The sequence below is a fragment of the Acidithiobacillus ferrooxidans ATCC 23270 genome (assembly GCF_000021485.1).
Lineage (GTDB): Bacteria > Pseudomonadota > Gammaproteobacteria > Acidithiobacillales > Acidithiobacillaceae > Acidithiobacillus > Acidithiobacillus ferrooxidans.
In genome coordinates this window covers 1398523-1416537 of sequence record NC_011761.1, presented here as the reverse complement: position 1 = coordinate 1416537, position 18015 = coordinate 1398523, and the positions used below count along the sequence as shown (strand labels likewise).

Sequence of the window (18015 nt, the reverse complement as noted above, 5' to 3'; positions counted from 1 at the left end):
GATCTGATTCATATGTATATAAATCATATAAAAAGCATAATTCTATGGACATCCGTCATGACAGGTGTTGATTTCTTCATTTCTGGCATGTCATGGCCGATGTGCTACACGACAACATCCACTGTCTTTCTGTTATTAATAGCATTTCAGGTGATGAATATTTACGTATTTCAAAAAAGAAAGAATAAATAATGCGAAATAGAGACTGGAGATCACGCGATGAGGAACAGATGGTTTCTTGAAAGACTCCGCACAAACTGGACGGTTCTTACGATTTACGAACGTTTCGAGCAGATCGTCTCATTAGTGATTTCGCTATTGCTTTCGATTCTCATCATGGCTGCTCTTTGGAACCTGATTTCCAGCGTCGCGCATCTAATCAACACGCCAGGCGCTGTAGTGCAGGAAGACCAGTTTCCAGTCGTCTTTGGATCCATCATGAGTTTATTGATGGCCCTGGAATTTAACCATACGATTTTCCATTCCATTCAACACCGTGGACAAATAGTCCGCGTGAAAACCGTTGTCCTCATTGCGATATTAGGCATTTCGAGAGAGTACATTCTGCTAGACGCAAAACCACTGCACGCCGCCATCATCGTTGGCTATGGAATTTCTATATTGTGCCTGGGAATAGTTTACTATGTTCTTGATATCAGGGAGAGCAGTAATTCGTCATTTCGATAATCCACTTTCCGCCCCTACCCTACGTCTGACTCTATTTTCAGAAAGGCGACAACTTATGTCTTGATCCCGGCCCGCGCTGGGTTTGCCCAGAATGTTGACCACCAACGTGTCCCCCTCCCACCAGAAGAACTCCTGGCTATCGTGGGACTGGCCTTGGTCCCACCGGATATCCCTTACCAACGGCAGAGATCCGTGAATCCCCGAATCGCCCAAGTCCACGAGGCTGCTCCCGGGTGCCGGATGACATACGTCTGCCAGAACGCAAGGAATGCCTGGGGGTGTGCGTGGACTCCCAAGACAAACGCCCCAACGAAAAGGGTGACGGGAGCCACGAAAAACAGGAAAAGCAGCGCCCACAGATATTGCTTGCCGTAGCCGTAGCGGACGGGTAGGAACAGGACAAAAGCGAGGGCCCTGATGGGAAGACCAAAAATATACGCCCAAAGCTCGCCGTCCACAGGCCGGGCGCGAAGCTCCGCCGCCTCGCGTTCTATCTGCTCAAGGTAATAGTCCCGCTCGCCATTAGGTTTATAACGAAAAATCGTTGCGGTCATTTCAGATATCCTGGCCCGTGGCCCTGCCAATCCCGTTGTTTGTGGTATACCGTCACGGATATCCCGCCATGTCAAGAGCAGGCCATCAATCAAAATCTCTTGGGTGACTGGAATCTATGGCGTTCTTCTGGACTTGATTTGATTTTGCCGTAGTTATTTCCTCCACATGTTTTAGAAATCTACCGGCAAAACCTTTTTTGATCCTATCCGCCACTCCCTTGGGCTGCCCCTGCATCTGTTTCAGCTGCTCGACCACATCGTCCATCGTGGCACCGCCACTCACGGCCGCACCCGGAGCCGGAGCCGCCGTGCTTCCCTGACCGCCACCGCCGGAAGGCGCGCTGACGGGTTCTGGCGCCGGAACCGCATTGACCGGGACGGGCGGCGCGTCGGGCTGGGGTTCGCCCCCTGCGAAGGGTTCGCTTGCACTCATTTCCTGATCGTTCCGCTTATCCTGGCCCGCTTCCTTTACAGTTTCCTGGCTCGGCGCCTCGACACCCTTGGATGGGTTTTGCTGGCCAGTGGATTGCGTAATGGGCGCTGGAGCCTGCACAGCCCTGGCTGCCTGTGGAGCCTCACTACCCGCCGAACCACCCATGCCGGGGGCCAGTACGGCGTTCCCTGCGCCCGCGCCGGAACTCGCGCCACCGCTTGCGGACATCGCCCCAGCTTCCGGTGCCGCCACACCAGCCGCCGCGCCGGTTTCTCCCGCGCCCGCCGCCCCGGTAAGGCCGCCTGCAAGACTGCCAGCCCCTCCGGCAGCACCGCCTCCAGCACCCGCCGCCGCGGAGAGTCCACCAGCGGCAAGCCCCCCGCCCGCAGCGGCGGCCAGGCCCACGCCAGCCGCTCCCAGTGCTACCGTACCACCAGCGATCATCCCGCCTTCCTTGGCCAGTTCTCCGCCGGAGAAGGATGAGTTACCGGACAGGAGGCTACTGGCAATGCTGGATGCCTTGCGGGGCAACAGGGCGATGAGGGCGCCCAGAATAAGCACCTCGAATCCAGCCTGCAAAGGATTCGTGACATTCTCCAGGATCGTCTGGATCAGCGGCACGATGCTGTAGGTCACCAGATACGCCAGCGCGGTCAGGATAAAAAGACGGACACCCACGTTGATGGCGTAATCGAAATAACTGCCGACATACTTGGCCGTCCAGCGCAGCCCGCCGCCGGCCAGCATGATCACGCCCAGGGCGATCACCAGGTAACTCTCGATCTGGACCATCAGAAACTCCAGGGCCATGACCAGAATGCCCACGCCCGCCAGTAGGCCAATGATCCCCGCCAGGAGGGTCTCTACCAGGAGCGATGCCGGGTTGCTGCTGGCGACCGCTTTGCCCGCAGAAGAAAAAGCCGCAGAGAAGTTACCACTGAAAATGTCGCTGAAGGTATTGCCCAGGTTGTGGGTCGCGGCAGCTATTGGAGACAGCACGATCCCGAGAAATGCCTGAAGAGCCTCCGTCGCGATCTGCCCGGGTGTCACGGCCGTCACGCCAAGCGCGTGCGCTCCACCGGCCAGACCATTGATGATGTCGGGAATCCAGGTCCCGGAGTTGTCGAGCAGGGTCAGGAAAAACCCCAGCGTCACCACCTTCTTGATGATACCGGCAAAGAGATCTTCGTGCCCACGCTTTTGCAGAACATGGTTCAGAAACAGGACGGAGAACTCGACCGCCGCCAGGACGTAGAACAGATCCGTGGCCGCCGTTTGCATGACACTTTGCCAGGGAAGAATTTTGCCTCGCAAAAGGCTTTGCACCTGACTCAACGATCCCGAACCCGCTGCGAACGAAATGCCGGGGAAGGCACCCAGAAGCATGCCCATGACCCACGGAAACCTGCGGTGTCCACGCATAAGCCTGGTCGCTCCTTACGGCAGCAATGCGGGGTTGTTCGTACCGCCGGAGAAGAGCCCATTTGCCGCCTCTTCATCCGACTGTACCGCCTGCGCCGTCCGACAGTTCTTCGCCTCGCTATCGGAAACCTTTTCCGCCTTCGCGCAGAAGGCGATTTCCTTTTTGAGCGCTGCCTTGTGGGTCCGGTAATACTGCGCGGTGTACACAGGCTGGTGTGCGCAACCGGCCAGCATGGCGCCCAGCACTGCAAGTAATAGCGCTTTTTTCATCATCATCTCCTTCAAGGCAAAAGGCTGGGGTTGTTCGTGCCACCGGAAAAGAGTCCGTCTGCAGCTTCTTGCGCAGTCACGTTCTTTTCCGCCTTCTTCTGCTTCAGATAAGCGATCTGCGCGTCCTTGCCAGCCATGGTGATCTGCTCCAGTTGCTGGATCGACTTGGTGGTGACGTTGGCCGCAGCCACGGCGGCAGCGGCCACCTGCTCCCGGCCTTGAGCTGTCTGCGCTTCATTCTGGATCGTCTGCATGGATGCATCCTGTGTCGCGAAGTTCTGCGCCGCCAGGTGCTGGGACTCCAGCGCGTCTTCCATGTCGGTGTTGGTCGTCTGGTTCCAGTTGGCATAGACGGAGGACAGATTCTGGATGGAGCTGCCAGCCCCCTGATACTCCTGCGCGAGTTCAGCGCCGATATTCTGCCCGGCGTAGCCCAGCGCCTGTGCCTGGCTATAAATGCTGGTCAGTTTCTGAATGGATCCCACCAGCGGATTCCAGATCTGGGCGTACATGGCCGCCGGCATGTTCAGGGTGTTGGCCACCATGTTCTGATAGCGCTCAATATCGTTGGCGTACATGCTGATCTGTGTCGTCACTTCCTGCGCCTGCTTCGCCAACTGCTGAACAGACGTCGCTTCCTGGACGATCTGTTCAGGAAAAGTGGCACCGGCCACTTCACTGACGGCAAAGGCGGGCGCCGGCAATAGAGCGAGGCTCACGCTCAGCATGACTGCCTTGCTTTGGATGCTCATCGAAAACCTCCCTGCGCCGATCCAGGCGCAATCATCCGGACTCCATGGGTATAGATCAGGGCTGGGTGGAGATGCCTGTCGCTTACTGCGATAGCGATTGCGTCAGCGCATTGTCCGCCTGGACGGCCTGCAATTCGGAGGATTCGGAGGATACGGTTCCACCCCCCTGCCCCACTGGGGTAATGGCCCGCAAGGACGCCTGCGGGTTCACCGAAAGGTTTCCTGCGGTGATCGCGGCGTTCTCCGCCTGCAACTGCGCCATTGTCGCGGAATCGCCGCCCAGCGCAAAAACTGACAAGGCCGCAAACAGGGACCCAAGAACCGCCACTTCGATCTGCTTTTTCATGCCCGTTCTCCCTGGTAAAGGGACTCCGCATAGCTCACCCAGCCATCCCGGATGCTGGGTGACAGCCGCTCTTTCAGCCAGGCGATCGGCCATCGATCGCCGTGCTGCGTCTTGAGCTCCACTACCCGCTTGACCTCACGTGGATCGGAGACACCGCAAAAAGCCAGGGTGACCGGCCCCATGCCAAACTGAATCCGGCGCTGACATTCGGGTGTGGACAGGTAGTAGTCCTGCTTCGGCGTGGACGCCGCCACCAGATCGATTTGCCGATCATTCAGCCCCATGTCGATATACAGGGGTCTGAGATCCGGACTGGTGGCAGCCCGGTTGGGCAGGAAGATTTTCGTCGGGCAGGACTCCTTCAGGACCGGGAGCAAGGGGCTGTTCTTGAGATCATTCAGGGACTGTGTGGCAAAAACGACGGCGGCATTCTTCTTCCGCAGTTCCTTCAGCCATTGCCGCAACTTCGCCAGAAACAGCTCGTTGTCCAGGAAGGTCCAGGCCTCATCGAGCAAAATGAGGGTGGGCCGTCCATCCAGCATCTGTTCGATCCGGTGGAACAGATACAGCAGTACCGGAACCGTTACCCGGTGCTCCGCCGGGCCGCCGTTCATCAGGTGACTCATCTCGAAAGTGATCATGCTGGCATCGGCCATCGACAGCCCGTCACTCTCGGCATCAAGCAGCTTCCCCGTTTGCCCGGTCAGGGTGTAATACTGCAAGGCATCCTTGATCCCCCGGTTCTGGATCATCTGGACCAGCGCCGTGAGCGAGCGCCCGGATTCCCGGGCCAGGCCATGCACAGCGTCACGAATGGCCGAACGCTCCGTAGAGGTGATCGTCATGCCCTGCAAGGTGGCCAACGCTTCCACCCAGTCGGCCGCAAAAGCCGCCTCGGCCGGATCATCGACGTGCTGCAGGGGTGCAAAAAACAGATCGGAGGTCGGGCCGTTCAGATCATAATGCTGCCCACCCATGGCTTCCGTGAGGGCGTAGAGACTCATGCCCTTGTCGAAGGCAATCACCCGGCTGTCGGGATAACGTTGCCATTGCGCGGCCAACAGGGCCAGGAGCGTACTCTTTCCGCCCCCGGTCATGCCGGCAATCAGGCTGTGCCCCAGATCGCCGACATGGAGATTCAGTCGGAAGGGCGTATTTCCCGTGGTCGCCGCGTACAGCAGGGGCGGAGCTTTGCGGCCGTCAGACAGATTCATCAGCGGACTCGGGCAACGCGCTTCACCGGCCCAGATTTCCGTCTTGGGCGCGAAATCCGCAACATTCAGCGAGTGCATCAGTGGCCGGCGGATGTTCTCATAGAGATGACCCGGGATGCTGCCCAGGAACGCTTCTACCGTATTGGTCGTTTCCAGGTGGGCGACATAGCCGGCATTGTCGAAGAAGGTCTTGATCGCCTTGATCCGGTCCGCGAGCACTTTTTCATCGGCGGAACGCAGCACGACGGATAGCGTGAAGTTGCCAAACTTCACAGCGCCCTCCCGCGCCTCATTGACGGCCTGCTTGGCGTCATAGGCGAGGTTCACCACCGTATCGTCGGCGGACAACTGTCCCTGGGCTTCGCCCGTCATCTTCTCCGTAAGCAGGGATTTCATGTTGGCCCGGGAGCCAAACCAGCGATCCCGGATCTTCGCCATGTCCGCCACCGCATCCGGCGGATCAAGGGGCAGGAAGCGGAGCGTGTAGCGTAGGGGAATGGGCAGGCTATGCAGGTTCTCCAGCATCTCGGGGAAGGTCATGCTGGGATAGCCCAGAACCGTTACGACGCGAATCTCTTCCCCGTCCATGGACGGCTCCAGACCGCCCACAAAATCATGGTGCCCGATGAGGGCATCCAGATACGCCGGAATCCGGGGCGCATTGACGCGATGCGTGGCGCCGGTCAGGCACTCATGGATATGGGTCAGCAGGGCGTCGGCATCCATGGCCTTCACCCGGTATCCGTGCCTGAAAATGCCCAGGATAACTTCAATCACCTGCCGGTAGCGGGCCAGCGTGTCCCGGAATGCCGCATCGGCCAGCTGCCCGGGTTGTTTACCGGCTTTCTTTTGGATCATGGACTGTACCAACTGCACTTCCGCATCAATGGGCGTTCGCCAGGCAACTGTAAGGTAATAGCGGCTGACATAGTGATGGGTTTCCGATCCAAACTGCGCCCGCCTCTCGGCCTCGATGAGGCGCGACACCGGGTCGCGAAAGGCGCACTCCGATTCGTCGATATAGCCGTCGGCCGGCTCGCGAATCGCCGTGACATGCACGCCCCAGTCCGTGCCCAGCCGGGCGATGGCGTTATTCCAGGTGGCCGAGAGCGCCTCCAGATCCTGCGTGGACTGGCTTTCGAGATCAGGCCCGTCATAGCGGAACCCCGCCAGAAAGCTCCCGTCTTTTTGCAGCGCGATGGCCATTTCCCCGGCATCCGTCTGCCAGCCATCCACCAGAAAAGCGATGTTCAACAGATCGGGAAGACCCAGGGCCTGATCGCGGTACTGTTTCAGGGAGCGCATTATTTATTCTTCCTCATGAGGTTTGCCAAGGCCTTGAGCACGCCACCAGACGCGGCACTTTGCGTCTGTTCTTTGGGGGCCTTGTATTGGACTGGCGCATAAGCGCTGGCCCCGCCCAGGTAGACGGATTGCTGGCTCCAGTGGCGACGCACGACGCCAAAGGATTGCGGGTCGTGTTTTGCGAGTGTTCGCAGAAACGACTGCCCCACTCCGCCGACGATGAGACCCACCGGGATGAACCAGAGAGAGACCAGAACCGGTATAGAGAGACAGACGAACCAAAGGGCAAATGTGGCCTCCCGCTCACCCCCCGCGACGAGCATGGGCTTGGTCAGGGAGGGGTGGAGCGGGAGACGGCGGGTATGCTCCGCCGCCATGGCCTAGAGCCCCACGACGTGCAGCGCGTGTGATGCGGCGAGGCCCAGGATGCCCACATGGCCCATCGTGGCGCCGCCGGTGATGCTGGTGGCGAGCGATTTCGCATTGGCCATGGCAATGCCCCCGACCGTCGCACCCATGCCAATCATCATGGCCTTTTTGTGTTCGCCGCCATGCCACCAGGAAAGTCCCGTCGCGACGAAGCCGCCAGCGGCGACCAGCCCGCCCAAATCCTGCATACCCGTCAGGACCGTATTCAGCGGCCCCGCAATGGGAGAAAACACACCGCCGGATGTGGACGCGAACGCCATGCCGGGGGCCAGGACCATGAGGCCCGCGGCGCTGACCTTGCGAACCCCGGAGAATATTGCCTTCAACCGCTTTTTCATGTGAACACCCTTTCGTGGACGGACACGCATTTGTCCTTGCGCGGGTATAGATCGGCGGGTTTTGGTATACCTTAGGGGGCAAGAGGATCAGGCGTAAAGGCCCGATCGCGCGCCTCTGATTCCGCCAGTCTCAAGGCGGGTGAATCACGATTCACGGCTGGGAGGCTTGATGGTACTCAAGTTGAGTTGCATTAGGAAAAACAAATGATCAATACAAAATCCATAATGATGCTGATCGACGACATGATCAGACGTCACAAACATGTTTATGCGCCTATAGTTACGGTGGTGATAAGGGCGGCTTCACTTTATGGCGTTATCGTTGTATTCGCATATCTTTTTCAAATACATTACGCTCCATCAACATTGTCTGGAGTGATAATACTTGCTCCTTATATATTTGTCGTAGGGCTTGCTGTTGTTTTATACGTTTATTTTATTGCTTCTGCTCCTGGCCTTTTTGCAAAATATTTAATGACCTCTAGAGATCTGAGACAGGCGGATGGGTGGGTCCTACCGTTTGGTATATCTATTTGTACAGTGATGTTTGTAGTATTCTTGTGGGTTGATAACGAGGGATCTTTAAGCAGGCTTATTAGCAATCTGGCCGTTACGGCGATAACCTTATTAATTAGCTTGGTGAGCTATAAAATTGCAGGACGCCATTTCAACGAAAAGAAGCTGTTGTCGCTGATAAAAGCGACTTACCTGATTATGATATTGGCAGTCATAATACCAGTATACCCGAGGTTCCTGATAGATCTCACGGGCATAGCCAAGCCCGGAGCCTATATTTATTCATCGCAAACTAAGGACTTTAACAAAGTTGATATACGATTCATCGGAGCTGAGCATCTTGTCGTTTCACCTTATCTTTCCAATGGTAATGTTTCTGGAGACTATGTGATCCTGCAAAGGAGGAATATTGCTATATTTGCAACTGTTCCGACAGATCAGCAGATGTCAATCTTCAAAAGCCTCGTAGTTAAAAAGTAATAACGAGGTGAGACTGGCAATAAATCCTATCACAGATACAAGATATACTAGGATAGACACGTTTATCCAGTAAGCTCCTATAACGAGTACCATTCTGGTGATTATAGCTATGGTAGCAGTGATCAACATGGTGATGGCATATGCTCTTTGCGTATAGTATTTGACAATCAGCGATTTGTTTATCAAGACGATAAAAAATACGAAGAGTAAAGGTGAACCAGCCGCTACTATGCCTATCCAAAGAGGACCTCCTGGTCGGTATATTTCCAAAACCGTCGGAATCGCCCATGTAATTATGAGCCACAACATCATGAACCGACTCATAGACGTCTTTGTTTGCCTATTCATTACTTACCACCTCCGATTGGCGAGAAAAACGTCACTTCGTTTGAGGAATCACGAGATCAGCACGCCGTCTTTCACATTGAGGATGGCCGAAATCCTGCGACCAGCAGGATGATTCGGGTCACGGGCAATCTGCAAAACGATATCCACCGCCTCATGGATCAGCGTCTGCTGCGCGGGAACACCCGCTTCCTGGCAGAGCTGGTCCAAACGCAACAAGGCCGCTTCGGGGTTGTTGGCGTGCAGGGTGGCGATGCCGCCCGGATGTCCCGTATTCCAGGCTTTGAGCAGCGCCAGGGCCGCCTTGTCGCGGACCTCGCCCACCAGTATGCGGTCGGGCCGATAGCGCAACGTGAGCTTTAAGAGGCGCGTCATGTCGATGCCCGCATCATCGTCGGTCAGGAACTGGATCACATTGGGAGCGGTGCATTGGAGCTCCCGGGTATCTTCGATAATCACGATGCGGGTGCCGATATCGGATAGTTTGGAGATCCTGTCGATGAGGGCGTTGGCCAGGGTGGTCTTGCCGGATCCTGTGCCACCGCTCACCAGGATATTCTTGCGGGAAAGCACGGCATCGGAGAGGGTGTCCATCTGCGCCGCCGTGATGATGCCCGCCTCAACGTACTGATCGAGGGTGTACACCGAACGGGCCGGCAGGCGGATACTGAAAGACGCGCCCTCCACCAGGGGCGGAATCGCGCCGGCAAAGCGGCTGCGCAGGAACTCGATGGGCATGGCCCCCTCGACGATGGGCCGGTCACGGCTCACCGTGGTATGCAGGTAGTCAGCCATGAGCCCCAGCAGGGACTGGACTCGGCTCGCATCGATCTCGCCCAGGGGGGATATTCCCGACCCCAGACGCTCGACGAAGACCCGTCCGTCGGGGTTGGCCATAATCTCGACGACGCCAGTGTCATCGAACAGGGCGGCGATCTCCAGCCCCAGAATGCGCCGCATCTGCTCGATCCGGCGGGCATGGGCCTGCTGTTCCTGCTGATCGTGCGCGTGGATGTTCACTGATTTTCATCCGCCGTCCCAATCCGCTGCTGAATCAGCTCTCCGATCTTTTTCAGGGCCTGCGGACGGTCACCTTCGAAGGCCGTGCCGACCTGCTGGATGAATCGTTCATACCGGGCCAGGGCGGAAGCCTGGGTTGCCTCCTTCTCCGTGCCCGGTTCCGGCAGGTGAACCAGCATGAGTTTGACGAAGGTGTCGAGCATCGCGGCCAGGGTATCGATCTCCGCCTGGACGGCTTCGAGGTCACTTCTGGACGCCAGTATGGTTGCAGCAATCCGGCGCTCAAAACCGGCCAGTTCGCTGCCATCTTGCGCCTCTGCATCGAGCCCGCGCATGGCATACTCGGCGGTCAGGGCCGCCAAAGACATGCGCCGGGATGCCGCCTCGACCCGCACCTTGTCGGCGTAGGTGCCCGTGAGCTTGATCTTTACCGTGATGGGCAGTGCCATGAATCTATCCCTATCGCTATTATTCCATTTGGGTATAGATCGGGCGCGGAGACGATAGCTGCCCCAGGGAGCAGCAGATTCGGCGGGACGGATACTGGGGACATGCGCAAAGGGATCTGCGCTGGGATCCTATGCGAACGAAAGCCCCCCCTCAATCAAAGGAAAATAGTTTTCTTTGATTTTCGAGGATTCGGATATCCCGCAAAAAAACAGACATCGGGTAGGCCATGAGATCGTCTCGTTTCTGACTCCATTCGCTAAAGGCGGCAAGTACCCCTTGAAATACGACTGGCACGAAATAGAGTGATAACGCCAAAATTACCGTCTCCAAAAAGCGAGGCGCTGTATGCGCAGCATACAGGGAAGAGAGCACCAGAAATCCGTAGGCAAACAAAAACGATTTTCCAGCTTCAAATGCGGCGTAGTCCGGGCGGATCGAAAGGCCCAGCGAGATCAACGCCGACGACGTGGTGGTGACACTATGACTGCAAAAACCACCTGTGGCAGAGGATTGGATGCGATAAGCCGCTGACAGGATGCCGGAATGACCCCAGCAATGATCCGGTCAGACGTGCAGAGCTTCGGCGCGAATGCGCACACCCAAGGCTTTGGCTACCTTGAGAATGGTGGCAAAACTGGGGTTGCCTTCTCCGGAAAGGGCTTTGTAGAGGCTTTCCCTGCCCATGCCGGCGTCATGGGCCAGCCGGGTCATGCCGCGCGCGCGGGCAACGGTACCCAGCGCCCTGGCGATGAAGGCCGCGTCATCCCCCGCCTCTTCAAAACAGGCGTCGAGATAAGCCGCGATGTCCGCTTCGGTTTTCAGGTGCTCGGCACTGTCCCATGTGTGCAATTCCAATTTTTCCATGATTCACCCCTCCAGTTGTCGTGCCAACTTCAATGCTAGGGCAATGTCGGCCGATTGCGTGGATTTGTCGCCTCCGGCCAGAAGCACGACGAGTTCCAGGCCAAACCGCTTCAAGTACACCCGATAGCCGGGACCGTAATGGATACGCATCTCGGATACGCCCTCTCCGACGGGTTCGCAGTCGCCAAAATGGGCCAACTCCATGCGATCGATTCGCACCTGAACGCGCGCCCTCGCCCTGCGATCCCGCAGGCCATGGAGTCAGCGATCAAAAGTCACCGTCGTTTTGATGCTGATCATGTGGAGGAGTGTATCCCAAATTATACACCTGTCAAGCCGCTGGGTCCGGTTGTGAGGAGTACGCCGCTCAGTTACCGTACAACCATCCCGAAGCCCGCCAGCAGGCGGTTCACCCGGGGTATCGAAATCACGGAGCCATATACTTCGGACTGGTATCGCAAAACACGATCCTCGGCGCTGCCTTGACGCCTTTCCACGCCAAGGCTGATCCAGTAGCAAGTGTATACCAACACACTGAACGCGAAGTCCCCAATTTTGTCCATTTCCGCTCCCAAATCGCTACTCGATCTCCGATCCCCGCTGCGGCTTTGCCTGTTCCCGGACCCGTTTTTTCTGTAGTGCCCGTTCTTTCTCTTTTTGCTTGCGCCGCTCCAGGAGCCGTCTGTGCCACGCCGCCGCGAAGCCGGTAGTCGGGTCCATCATTTCCTTGGGTGGATTCCGTCGTTCATGCGCGAGTTGGTCATCCAGTGCCGCTTCGGGAATCTCCGTCCGTTTCCAGCCCTGGTCCGGGATCTCGATGCCGTAGTCCTTGACGGCAACGCCGCGGTCGAGGCCGGTGAGGGCGATGAGATGCCGAAGTCCCAGATCCTGCCGTCCACGGGCTTTCTTTATCGATCCCTGTCAATCAGCGTCGAAAATTGACCACCTAACAGCGTCCAATTTTGACCAGGGTTTAGGCTGAATTTTTGCGCTTTTTGACCTTTCCGGCATCATCCCGGTAGGACTCGACAAGCTGCACATAGCAGCGACTGCCGGAGGTGGTTATCTTCACATGCATGCCGCCACGTTATCAGCGTTCATAGGCATGTCAATAAAAGAGACTACGTGATAAAACGTGCCACCGCAGAAGTTTTAGAAAATAGGCGCTGAAACTCCCATGAATGCTGGGGCGGCGTTACGAAATTGACGATTTTTGCCGATGAACTGTCGAACTCGGGTGGGCAAGACTGTGGATCTCGCGCAGGCCGTGCGGGCTGGTTCTTTCGCCCAACCGGTCGTGCAGCACATTACAGCGGAAACAGTCACTGACCACTGAAAGTTTCGATACTTGCCACCTCTTAACCTGGAACTGTGAACGCTTTCCCGATGGCCGCAAGTTGTTCCACGAGCGATGGCAACCAGGGGTTCGTGGCAAAAGTTGGCACCCTGCCCAACATGAGTATCGCATGGCTGGCGATGCCCACGGCACCCCCATGATCCTGCGCCAACCAGATCGTGGCCTGCGTCTCTGAGCGCAGGATGGCTTGGTGGGCTGCGCGCTTGCCAAACCAGTCGGTAAGTCCGGAGAGCCATCCGGGCAGTTGATTGCCGGCCGCGAGCACCAACAGATGGTAAGTGTGCGGATCCTGACTGTTGGCGATACCCACGAGAATGAGCCAGGTGCGTTCTGGCGTAGACAGGGGTAATAGCCACTGCGGCGCTACCGCGACACAGCGTATGGTGTTTCCGCTAACGGCCGTAAGATAAGGCGCGCCTGGTATGTGCGCAACACGCGCGATGATCTCGGGAGGATCCAGATATACCGGCACAGGTGTGGGAACGGGCTCCAACGCCTCGGTATTCTGTACGGCTTGTTGCTCTGAGGTGTTCACTGGCAAGACATTACGTGCCAGAAAGCTACAGGCGTCAGCAGGATCACTGATGATTTGCGCTGCAGCGAACTGGGAATAAGCCAGACCCATAACAGCACAATATAGCCCCATTAATACCCCCACGACATCCTTCCTGAAAAGTTTTTTACGCCAGAACATCACCATGTCCTGAGCTTTGTCCTGCACACTTGTCCCCAAGCGAGTTAACAAATCCAATGGGCTATTTGCGCGCATGATGTCCACCGCACGCCCGTAGTTCATGCTTATGATGAGATCATCCACAGTAGCACCTCGCTGGCTTTATCTGGAGGGAAGACTAAAAATCCCAAAGACGCTTAGCAGCCATAAAATCACAACAACGACCACGACCAGATTCAGTATTGACTTAATGGAAGATGCCATGGGTATATAGTTATTGACGAGCCAGAGAAGGACGCCAACCACGATCAGGACCAGCACTATGTGAATCAAAGGTGTCATCTCATATCTCCTTGGTCTGTATTGTAGCAATATTTGGTTCTATCTCTAACACCCGCACAGCATCGTATTGGTTATGTTTATTAATGAAGCAAAACTTATAATCTACCAAGCAGAAGAACAATTTAAACTATCAATACCATACCACAACAAGTCCTTATAAATATCACCTTGAAGTATAGCATATATTTCGTCGTCCACCGGCCGGCGTGTCGTGATCCCGGTGGCCTGACTAGGCGACTAACCTTGAGCAAACGGACAGGCTCTGCGATTCATTCTGGCCTTACCTGAGCGGCGCCATCAAGAGCTTTGCCGTCGGCGGAAGCAGACCCAGGTGGTAGGTACATCGGATGCGTCTGGATATTTGTTTCGCAACCCATAGGCTACTGCGGCCGCTCGATCAAGATTGCCAAAAATCCTGCAATCAGCACCGAGTCGCCGCTGATTGACCGTGTCCCGCCATTTTCCAGAAAATATCACCAAATAGGCAGAAGGACACCGATGAGCATGGCCATTTCAAACCAACCGATCCAATACCGCGAAAGTGGAGCTGACATGAGATAGAGGGAGCAGAGCCCGTTGACCAGTATGATTAGCGCCGCCACGCAACCGACTAACCCCAAGCCCGCCAGCAGGCGGCTCACCCAGGGCAAAGAGATACCGGGGTCATATACTTCTGACAGGTATCACAAAACACGATCTTCGGCACTGCCTTCACGGCTTTCCGCACCAAGGCTGATCCAGTAGCTCACCGCACGAAAAAATCCACCGTCTTTCGCTTCCTGAATATGATCCAGCAGCAAGAGTATACCAACACACTGAACGCAAAATCCCCAATCTTGTCCATTCCCGCTCCCAAATCTCTACTCGATCTCCGATCCCCGCTGCGGCTTTGCCTGTTCCCGGGCCCGTTTTTTCTGTAGTGCCCGTTCTTTCTCTTTTTGCTTGCGCCGATCCAGCAGCCGGCGATGCCATTCCGCCGCGAAGCCGGTAGTCGGGTCCATCATTTCCTTGGGTGGATTCCGTCGTTCATGCGCCAGTTGGTCATCCAGTGCCGCTTCGGGAATCTCTGTCCGTTTCCAGCCCTGGTCCGGGATCTCGATGCCGTAGTCCTTGACGGCAACGCCACGGTCGAGGCCGGTGAGGGCGACGAGATGCCGAAGGCCCAGATCCTGCCTTCCTCTGGCTTTCTCTATCGATCCCGTCTGGTAGACGATGTGCGCCCGGTTATCGACGCCCTCGATGAGTACGAAGCTGCGGTCATATTGCTCATCCAGTCCCGTACTCAGCACACGTCCCACCAGACGGTCGCCTGCCCGGATCTTCGTGACCTGTGGCGGGCAGCGAGGCTCCGTCATCAAGGCCCGCGCCTCAGCCAGCATCTTCGTCCGGGTCTGCAATATCTGGAGCTCCTTGAGGGCCTTGTCCCAACCAGGCTCCAGTCGCCAGAGATTCGGCCCGATCTTGTCGGCCACACCAATTTCCACGAGCTTTTCCAGTCGGGCGAGCCGGAGTCGTCGGTTTTCGCGATCTTTGTCATTCAATAAGTTGGGGGGCGACTCATCGACCAGTGAATAGCCTTGCAGGTGGCCGCCTTGCGGCGCGGATGTCGCCTTGTCGAGAATTCCCCGATCCAGGGCGGTGAAACGCCGCTGATCCAGTTCCCGCTCCCGCGCTGCCTGAATTTCCCGTTCGCTGCGATATCCCAGGCTTTCCGTGAGAATCTCCTGGGCGGCGGCGCGCATCCCCCGGCGAATCATATCTGGCTCCAGTTCGAGCTTGCCCTTGCCACGAATCAGCAGGTGAACATGGGGGTGGCTGGTGTTGTGGTGGTCGATGGCCGCCCACTCATAATCCCGCCCGATCTGCCGCTGGATGCGCGCATTGAATCGGCGCGTCATATCCCGCAGGGCCTCTGGCCGCAGCGGGTCTTCGGGTGCCAGAATGACCTTGAACAGGTGTGGATCGTTTTCCTCCTGCCAGGAAGACAAACGCGACGACAGGTTGACGCTATCGGAATCCCGGTCAAAGCCCTCGCCTTTCTCGCCGTCCTGCTGCGCGCCCTCGCGGCTCAGGTACTTGCCGTGGGCCTGCCACTGATCCGGCCCCTTGCTCCGCACATAGGACACCTTTACCGTGCAGCGACGCCCGGCATGCTGCAACGCCGGCCCTCGGGACGACGGGGCCTTGTAGAAATTGCTCCCGGCATGGGGAAGCAGACGCCTGATCAGGGAGCGTACCGCCCCGGATCCCTGTTTCCCCCTTACTCGATGCACCTTGTTGTGAACACGAGATGCGACTGCGCGATGGTGTCCACGTGGAGAACCGTCCGGAGAAAGCTGATCATCCAGCGTTTCGGTGGACGACAGAAATCGCCCCTTCCGGGTTTGGCTGGGTGATGTTTTGGGATTCATCAGAACAGCGAAAACAGGGGAAGCAGAATGCCCGCGAGAAATACCCCGATCGCCGCCAGTCTCCATACCGTTTGCTGCTTCTCACTGCTGGCTTCCTTGCTTGCTTCCCAGAGGATTGCCCCCGCGATGGGTAACAGGACCACACCAACCGGGGCACCGAGAACTGCGGCGGAAATCCTGGACAGAACACTGGCTTGGCTGGCCGTAGCCCAGAATGGATACCGACCCGACGCGACGATGGCGCCATACCCCATGCCCAGACCCGCCGCCAGCAGGGCCATTGCCCACCCCAGCAGAACGACGACCGAAGAATGGTGCGTCAACGCATGACGGGTCACCCGGTCCTCCACGGTGGCCAACAACCGTGTCATATCCGGGTCGGAAATCATGATGTTCGCGGGGGCTGCACCCGGCAGGGCTGCACGCGGCGGGGCTGCCACTGGCGGGCCTGCGTCCTCATGCGGAAACACTTTCCGGAGTTCATCGGTTTCCTCGGCTGTGGGAACCGACGTGTCGGGAACCGGCGGGGTTTCAGGAAGGCTCCCCTGCGACGGGTTGGCACCCTGCGAGGCGTTGGTACCCTGCGAGGAGCCATTCGCCTGCAACAGGAGATCCAGGCGATCACGGATCTCGGCGAGCAGGGCTTCGACATGGACGGAGTCCGCGATGGACGCCCGCTTTGCCTCTGCCGCCTCCCGTTTTCGCAGCGCGGAGATGGGTTCGGCCATCAGCTTCTGACCTGCCGCCTCCAGTTGTGCGATTTCGTCCAGTTCATCCATGGCCATTCCTGTCATCAGGAGCATCGACAGGGTATAGATCAGCGCACGGAGGGATAACCGGCCTCAGAGCCCGATGCCTTTGCCTTTATCCACTTCCCGCTTCTTCTCCGGCGCCCGATATGGGGCAACCCTTGGCAGGGTGCAGCCCTTCGACGGTCCAAGCTGATTCCCGCGCTCCTTGATCGCCCGTTCGTAGATGTCCCGGGCCATGGGACCGCCGGGCTCCAGGGCAACCTTCACCGTCTCTTCCAGGAAGGCACGATTGCCCTGAAAACGCACAGGCTCCCCAAACCGGTCCACGGCGGCTTTCAGGCCGATCTCGACCGCTTTTTGCCGTTTCTCCGCAGCTTCCCGCCCCAAACCCAGCATGGCGCGGTTCGTCACCGTCACCTTGTCGCCATGATCCAGCACATAGGGCTTGCCTTTGGGATTGGCGAAGAGGACTTCCGGCGGATTCTTGCGCTCGAATCGTGGCTTCTCCGGCGGCATGAGCGGCTCAGGGGACTTCTGGGATGTCCCTGGCCAATCCGCAAGGGGGTCGGGTTCCGTTATCGTCCTTTGCTGCGGTTCCTGATCGGGCTTTTTCCCAGTCGCGTCCGCAATTTCCGCTTCAACCGATTTTTCAGGCGCTGGCTGTGCGGGTTCCGCAATCTCTGGCCCTGCAGTCCCCTGGGCCAGAGTCTCTCCGACATTCAGGGCCTCGCCCTTCTCCTGCTCCGGGTTCAGGGATGGGGTGAAACTCAGGCCCTCGGCATCATGCCCCTTCGCAGGGTGCAACCCCGGCCCATCCCAGCGCCCCTCCTGCTCCAGACGTGCGTGGATCTGGTTGGCCACAAAGCCTTTGCTATGCGGGTTTTTTTCAATGAGGTTCCGGATTTCCCGATGCAGTGGGTCATCCTGGGGAATGAACGCGCGGTTTTCCGCATCCATGTGGACGATGTGAAGCCCTGGGTTCTTCTCATCATTGCTGGCCACTACATCCATAGGGCCGTAGGACAAAAGGTGATCTAATTGTGCTGCCATGTGAC

22 protein-coding genes are annotated in these 18015 nt (G+C 57.4%); 3 read left to right on the top strand and 19 right to left on the bottom strand.

All coding sequences use genetic code 11. From position 1 onward, the window contains the following. Window positions 1-219 precede the first annotated feature (219 nt). The gene (locus AFE_RS07630) at window positions 220-687 is read left to right on the top strand and encodes a phosphate-starvation-inducible PsiE family protein (protein ID WP_012536667.1); all 468 of its coding nucleotides are present in this window, start codon (window positions 220-222) and stop codon (window positions 685-687) included. Between the two features lie 173 nt (window positions 688-860). Here AFE_RS07630 and AFE_RS07625 read toward each other — a convergent pair whose 3' ends face one another. From AFE_RS07625 to AFE_RS07590, 8 genes are all read right to left on the bottom strand, one after another. Beyond that, window positions 861-1241, bottom strand: a complete 381-nt coding sequence (locus tag AFE_RS07625; protein ID WP_009567261.1) for a hypothetical protein — start codon at window positions 1239-1241, stop codon at window positions 861-863. An 85-nt stretch (window positions 1242-1326) separates the two neighbouring features. Next, window positions 1327-3096 (bottom strand): P-type conjugative transfer protein TrbL, encoded by a 1770-nt coding sequence (trbL, locus tag AFE_RS16930; protein ID WP_012607152.1) that lies wholly within the window; start codon window positions 3094-3096, stop codon window positions 1327-1329. Between the two features lie 15 nt (window positions 3097-3111). Further along, complete coding sequence (locus tag AFE_RS07615; protein ID WP_236608985.1) at window positions 3112-3372, bottom strand: EexN family lipoprotein; 261 nt, start codon at window positions 3370-3372, stop codon at window positions 3112-3114. Window positions 3373-3377: 5 nt separating this feature from the next. After that, complete coding sequence (trbJ, locus tag AFE_RS07610; RefSeq protein ID WP_012607150.1) at window positions 3378-4118, bottom strand: P-type conjugative transfer protein TrbJ; 741 nt, start codon at window positions 4116-4118, stop codon at window positions 3378-3380. 82 nt (window positions 4119-4200) lie between these two features. Continuing rightward, the gene (locus tag AFE_RS07605; RefSeq protein ID WP_012607149.1) at window positions 4201-4464 is read right to left on the bottom strand and encodes a hypothetical protein; all 264 of its coding nucleotides are present in this window, start codon (window positions 4462-4464) and stop codon (window positions 4201-4203) included. Beyond that, on the bottom strand, window positions 4461-6983 hold the full coding sequence (locus AFE_RS07600) for a VirB4 family type IV secretion/conjugal transfer ATPase (protein WP_012607148.1): 2523 nt from the start codon (window positions 6981-6983) through the stop codon (window positions 4461-4463). Before AFE_RS07600 ends, AFE_RS07605 begins: the two co-directional genes overlap by 4 nt. After that, complete coding sequence (locus tag AFE_RS07595; RefSeq protein ID WP_012607147.1) at window positions 6983-7360, bottom strand: VirB3 family type IV secretion system protein; 378 nt, start codon at window positions 7358-7360, stop codon at window positions 6983-6985. Before AFE_RS07595 ends, AFE_RS07600 begins: the two co-directional genes overlap by 1 nt. A 3-nt stretch (window positions 7361-7363) precedes the next feature. Further along, window positions 7364-7750 carry a TrbC/VirB2 family protein gene (locus AFE_RS07590; protein WP_012536660.1) on the bottom strand — a complete coding sequence of 129 codons (387 nt, stop codon included), beginning with the start codon at window positions 7748-7750 and terminating at the stop codon, window positions 7364-7366. Window positions 7751-7954: 204 nt separating this feature from the next. Between AFE_RS07590 and AFE_RS07585 the strand changes: the two genes are divergently transcribed. Continuing rightward, window positions 7955-8746 (top strand): hypothetical protein, encoded by a 792-nt coding sequence (locus AFE_RS07585; protein WP_009564719.1) that lies wholly within the window; start codon window positions 7955-7957, stop codon window positions 8744-8746. A gap of 396 nt (window positions 8747-9142) precedes the next feature. On the opposite strand, the gene trbB is transcribed toward AFE_RS07585, so the two are convergent. The 6 genes from trbB to AFE_RS07550 all read right to left on the bottom strand — a co-directional run bounded on the left by trbB (window position 9143) and on the right by AFE_RS07550 (window position 11988). Next, complete coding sequence (trbB, locus tag AFE_RS07575; RefSeq protein ID WP_012607146.1) at window positions 9143-10111, bottom strand: P-type conjugative transfer ATPase TrbB; 969 nt, start codon at window positions 10109-10111, stop codon at window positions 9143-9145. Continuing rightward, window positions 10108-10560, bottom strand: a complete 453-nt coding sequence (locus tag AFE_RS07570) for a hypothetical protein (RefSeq protein ID WP_041645837.1) — start codon at window positions 10558-10560, stop codon at window positions 10108-10110. Before AFE_RS07570 ends, trbB begins: the two co-directional genes overlap by 4 nt. Window positions 10561-10711: 151 nt before the next feature. Then, window positions 10712-11017: a hypothetical protein gene (locus AFE_RS07565; protein WP_009566791.1), complete on the bottom strand. Its 306-nt coding sequence runs from the start codon at window positions 11015-11017 to the stop codon at window positions 10712-10714. 108 nt (window positions 11018-11125) lie between these two features. Beyond that, window positions 11126-11425 (bottom strand): addiction module antidote protein, encoded by a 300-nt coding sequence (locus AFE_RS07560; protein ID WP_009566792.1) that lies wholly within the window; start codon window positions 11423-11425, stop codon window positions 11126-11128. Between the two features lie 3 nt (window positions 11426-11428). After that, window positions 11429-11677 (bottom strand): type II toxin-antitoxin system RelE/ParE family toxin, encoded by a 249-nt coding sequence (locus AFE_RS07555; RefSeq protein ID WP_113527129.1) that lies wholly within the window; start codon window positions 11675-11677, stop codon window positions 11429-11431. A 119-nt stretch (window positions 11678-11796) separates the two neighbouring features. After that, the gene (locus tag AFE_RS07550; protein WP_012607144.1) at window positions 11797-11988 is read right to left on the bottom strand and encodes a hypothetical protein; all 192 of its coding nucleotides are present in this window, start codon (window positions 11986-11988) and stop codon (window positions 11797-11799) included. A 121-nt stretch (window positions 11989-12109) separates the two neighbouring features. Between AFE_RS07550 and AFE_RS07545 the strand changes: the two genes are divergently transcribed. Then, entirely contained in the window at window positions 12110-12367 is a 258-nt protein-coding gene (locus AFE_RS07545) for a hypothetical protein (RefSeq protein ID WP_236608984.1), read from the top strand. Between the two features lie 416 nt (window positions 12368-12783). Here AFE_RS07545 and AFE_RS07540 read toward each other — a convergent pair whose 3' ends face one another. The 5 genes from AFE_RS07540 to AFE_RS07520 all read right to left on the bottom strand — a co-directional run bounded on the left by AFE_RS07540 (window position 12784) and on the right by AFE_RS07520 (window position 18010). After that, window positions 12784-13599, bottom strand: a complete 816-nt coding sequence (locus AFE_RS07540; protein ID WP_009569008.1) for a hypothetical protein — start codon at window positions 13597-13599, stop codon at window positions 12784-12786. Window positions 13600-13617: 18 nt separating this feature from the next. Beyond that, window positions 13618-13797 carry a Thivi_2564 family membrane protein gene (locus AFE_RS16990; protein ID WP_009569006.1) on the bottom strand — a complete coding sequence of 60 codons (180 nt, stop codon included), beginning with the start codon at window positions 13795-13797 and terminating at the stop codon, window positions 13618-13620. 860 nt (window positions 13798-14657) lie between these two features. Beyond that, window positions 14658-16208: a DUF3363 domain-containing protein gene (locus AFE_RS07530; RefSeq protein ID WP_012607138.1), complete on the bottom strand. Its 1551-nt coding sequence runs from the start codon at window positions 16206-16208 to the stop codon at window positions 14658-14660. Beyond that, window positions 16208-16987 (bottom strand): hypothetical protein, encoded by a 780-nt coding sequence (locus AFE_RS07525; protein ID WP_012607137.1) that lies wholly within the window; start codon window positions 16985-16987, stop codon window positions 16208-16210. Before AFE_RS07525 ends, AFE_RS07530 begins: the two co-directional genes overlap by 1 nt. A 63-nt stretch (window positions 16988-17050) precedes the next feature. After that, on the bottom strand, window positions 17051-18010 hold the full coding sequence (locus AFE_RS07520; protein ID WP_012607136.1) for an LPD7 domain-containing protein: 960 nt from the start codon (window positions 18008-18010) through the stop codon (window positions 17051-17053). Window positions 18011-18015 lie beyond the last annotated feature (5 nt).

What these genes read in the sequence shown, in the direction of transcription:
- AFE_RS07520 (WP_012607136.1), bottom strand. Translation starts at nt 18,010, where the DNA reads ATGGCAGCACAATTAGATCACCTTTTGTCCTACGGCCCTATGGATGTA.
- AFE_RS07585 (WP_009564719.1), top strand. Translation starts at nt 7,955, where the DNA reads ATGATCAATACAAAATCCATAATGATGCTGATCGACGACATGATCAGA.
- AFE_RS07615 (WP_236608985.1), bottom strand. Translation starts at nt 3,372, where the DNA reads ATGATGATGAAAAAAGCGCTATTACTTGCAGTGCTGGGCGCCATGCTG.
- AFE_RS07600 (WP_012607148.1), bottom strand. Translation starts at nt 6,983, where the DNA reads ATGCGCTCCCTGAAACAGTACCGCGATCAGGCCCTGGGTCTTCCCGAT.
- AFE_RS07530 (WP_012607138.1), bottom strand. Translation starts at nt 16,208, where the DNA reads ATGAATCCCAAAACATCACCCAGCCAAACCCGGAAGGGGCGATTTCTG.
- AFE_RS07630 (WP_012536667.1), top strand. Translation starts at nt 220, where the DNA reads ATGAGGAACAGATGGTTTCTTGAAAGACTCCGCACAAACTGGACGGTT.
- AFE_RS16990 (WP_009569006.1), bottom strand. Translation starts at nt 13,797, where the DNA reads ATGACACCTTTGATTCACATAGTGCTGGTCCTGATCGTGGTTGGCGTC.
- AFE_RS07595 (WP_012607147.1), bottom strand. Translation starts at nt 7,360, where the DNA reads ATGGCGGCGGAGCATACCCGCCGTCTCCCGCTCCACCCCTCCCTGACC.
- AFE_RS07605 (WP_012607149.1), bottom strand. Translation starts at nt 4,464, where the DNA reads ATGAAAAAGCAGATCGAAGTGGCGGTTCTTGGGTCCCTGTTTGCGGCC.
- AFE_RS07560 (WP_009566792.1), bottom strand. Translation starts at nt 11,425, where the DNA reads ATGGAAAAATTGGAATTGCACACATGGGACAGTGCCGAGCACCTGAAA.
- trbL (WP_012607152.1), bottom strand. Translation starts at nt 3,096, where the DNA reads ATGCGTGGACACCGCAGGTTTCCGTGGGTCATGGGCATGCTTCTGGGT.
- AFE_RS07525 (WP_012607137.1), bottom strand. Translation starts at nt 16,987, where the DNA reads ATGGATGAACTGGACGAAATCGCACAACTGGAGGCGGCAGGTCAGAAG.
- AFE_RS07625 (WP_009567261.1), bottom strand. Translation starts at nt 1,241, where the DNA reads ATGACCGCAACGATTTTTCGTTATAAACCTAATGGCGAGCGGGACTAT.
- AFE_RS07570 (WP_041645837.1), bottom strand. Translation starts at nt 10,560, where the DNA reads ATGGCACTGCCCATCACGGTAAAGATCAAGCTCACGGGCACCTACGCC.
- AFE_RS07550 (WP_012607144.1), bottom strand. Translation starts at nt 11,988, where the DNA reads ATGGACAAAATTGGGGACTTCGCGTTCAGTGTGTTGGTATACACTTGC.
- trbJ (WP_012607150.1), bottom strand. Translation starts at nt 4,118, where the DNA reads ATGAGCATCCAAAGCAAGGCAGTCATGCTGAGCGTGAGCCTCGCTCTA.
- AFE_RS07590 (WP_012536660.1), bottom strand. Translation starts at nt 7,750, where the DNA reads ATGAAAAAGCGGTTGAAGGCAATATTCTCCGGGGTTCGCAAGGTCAGC.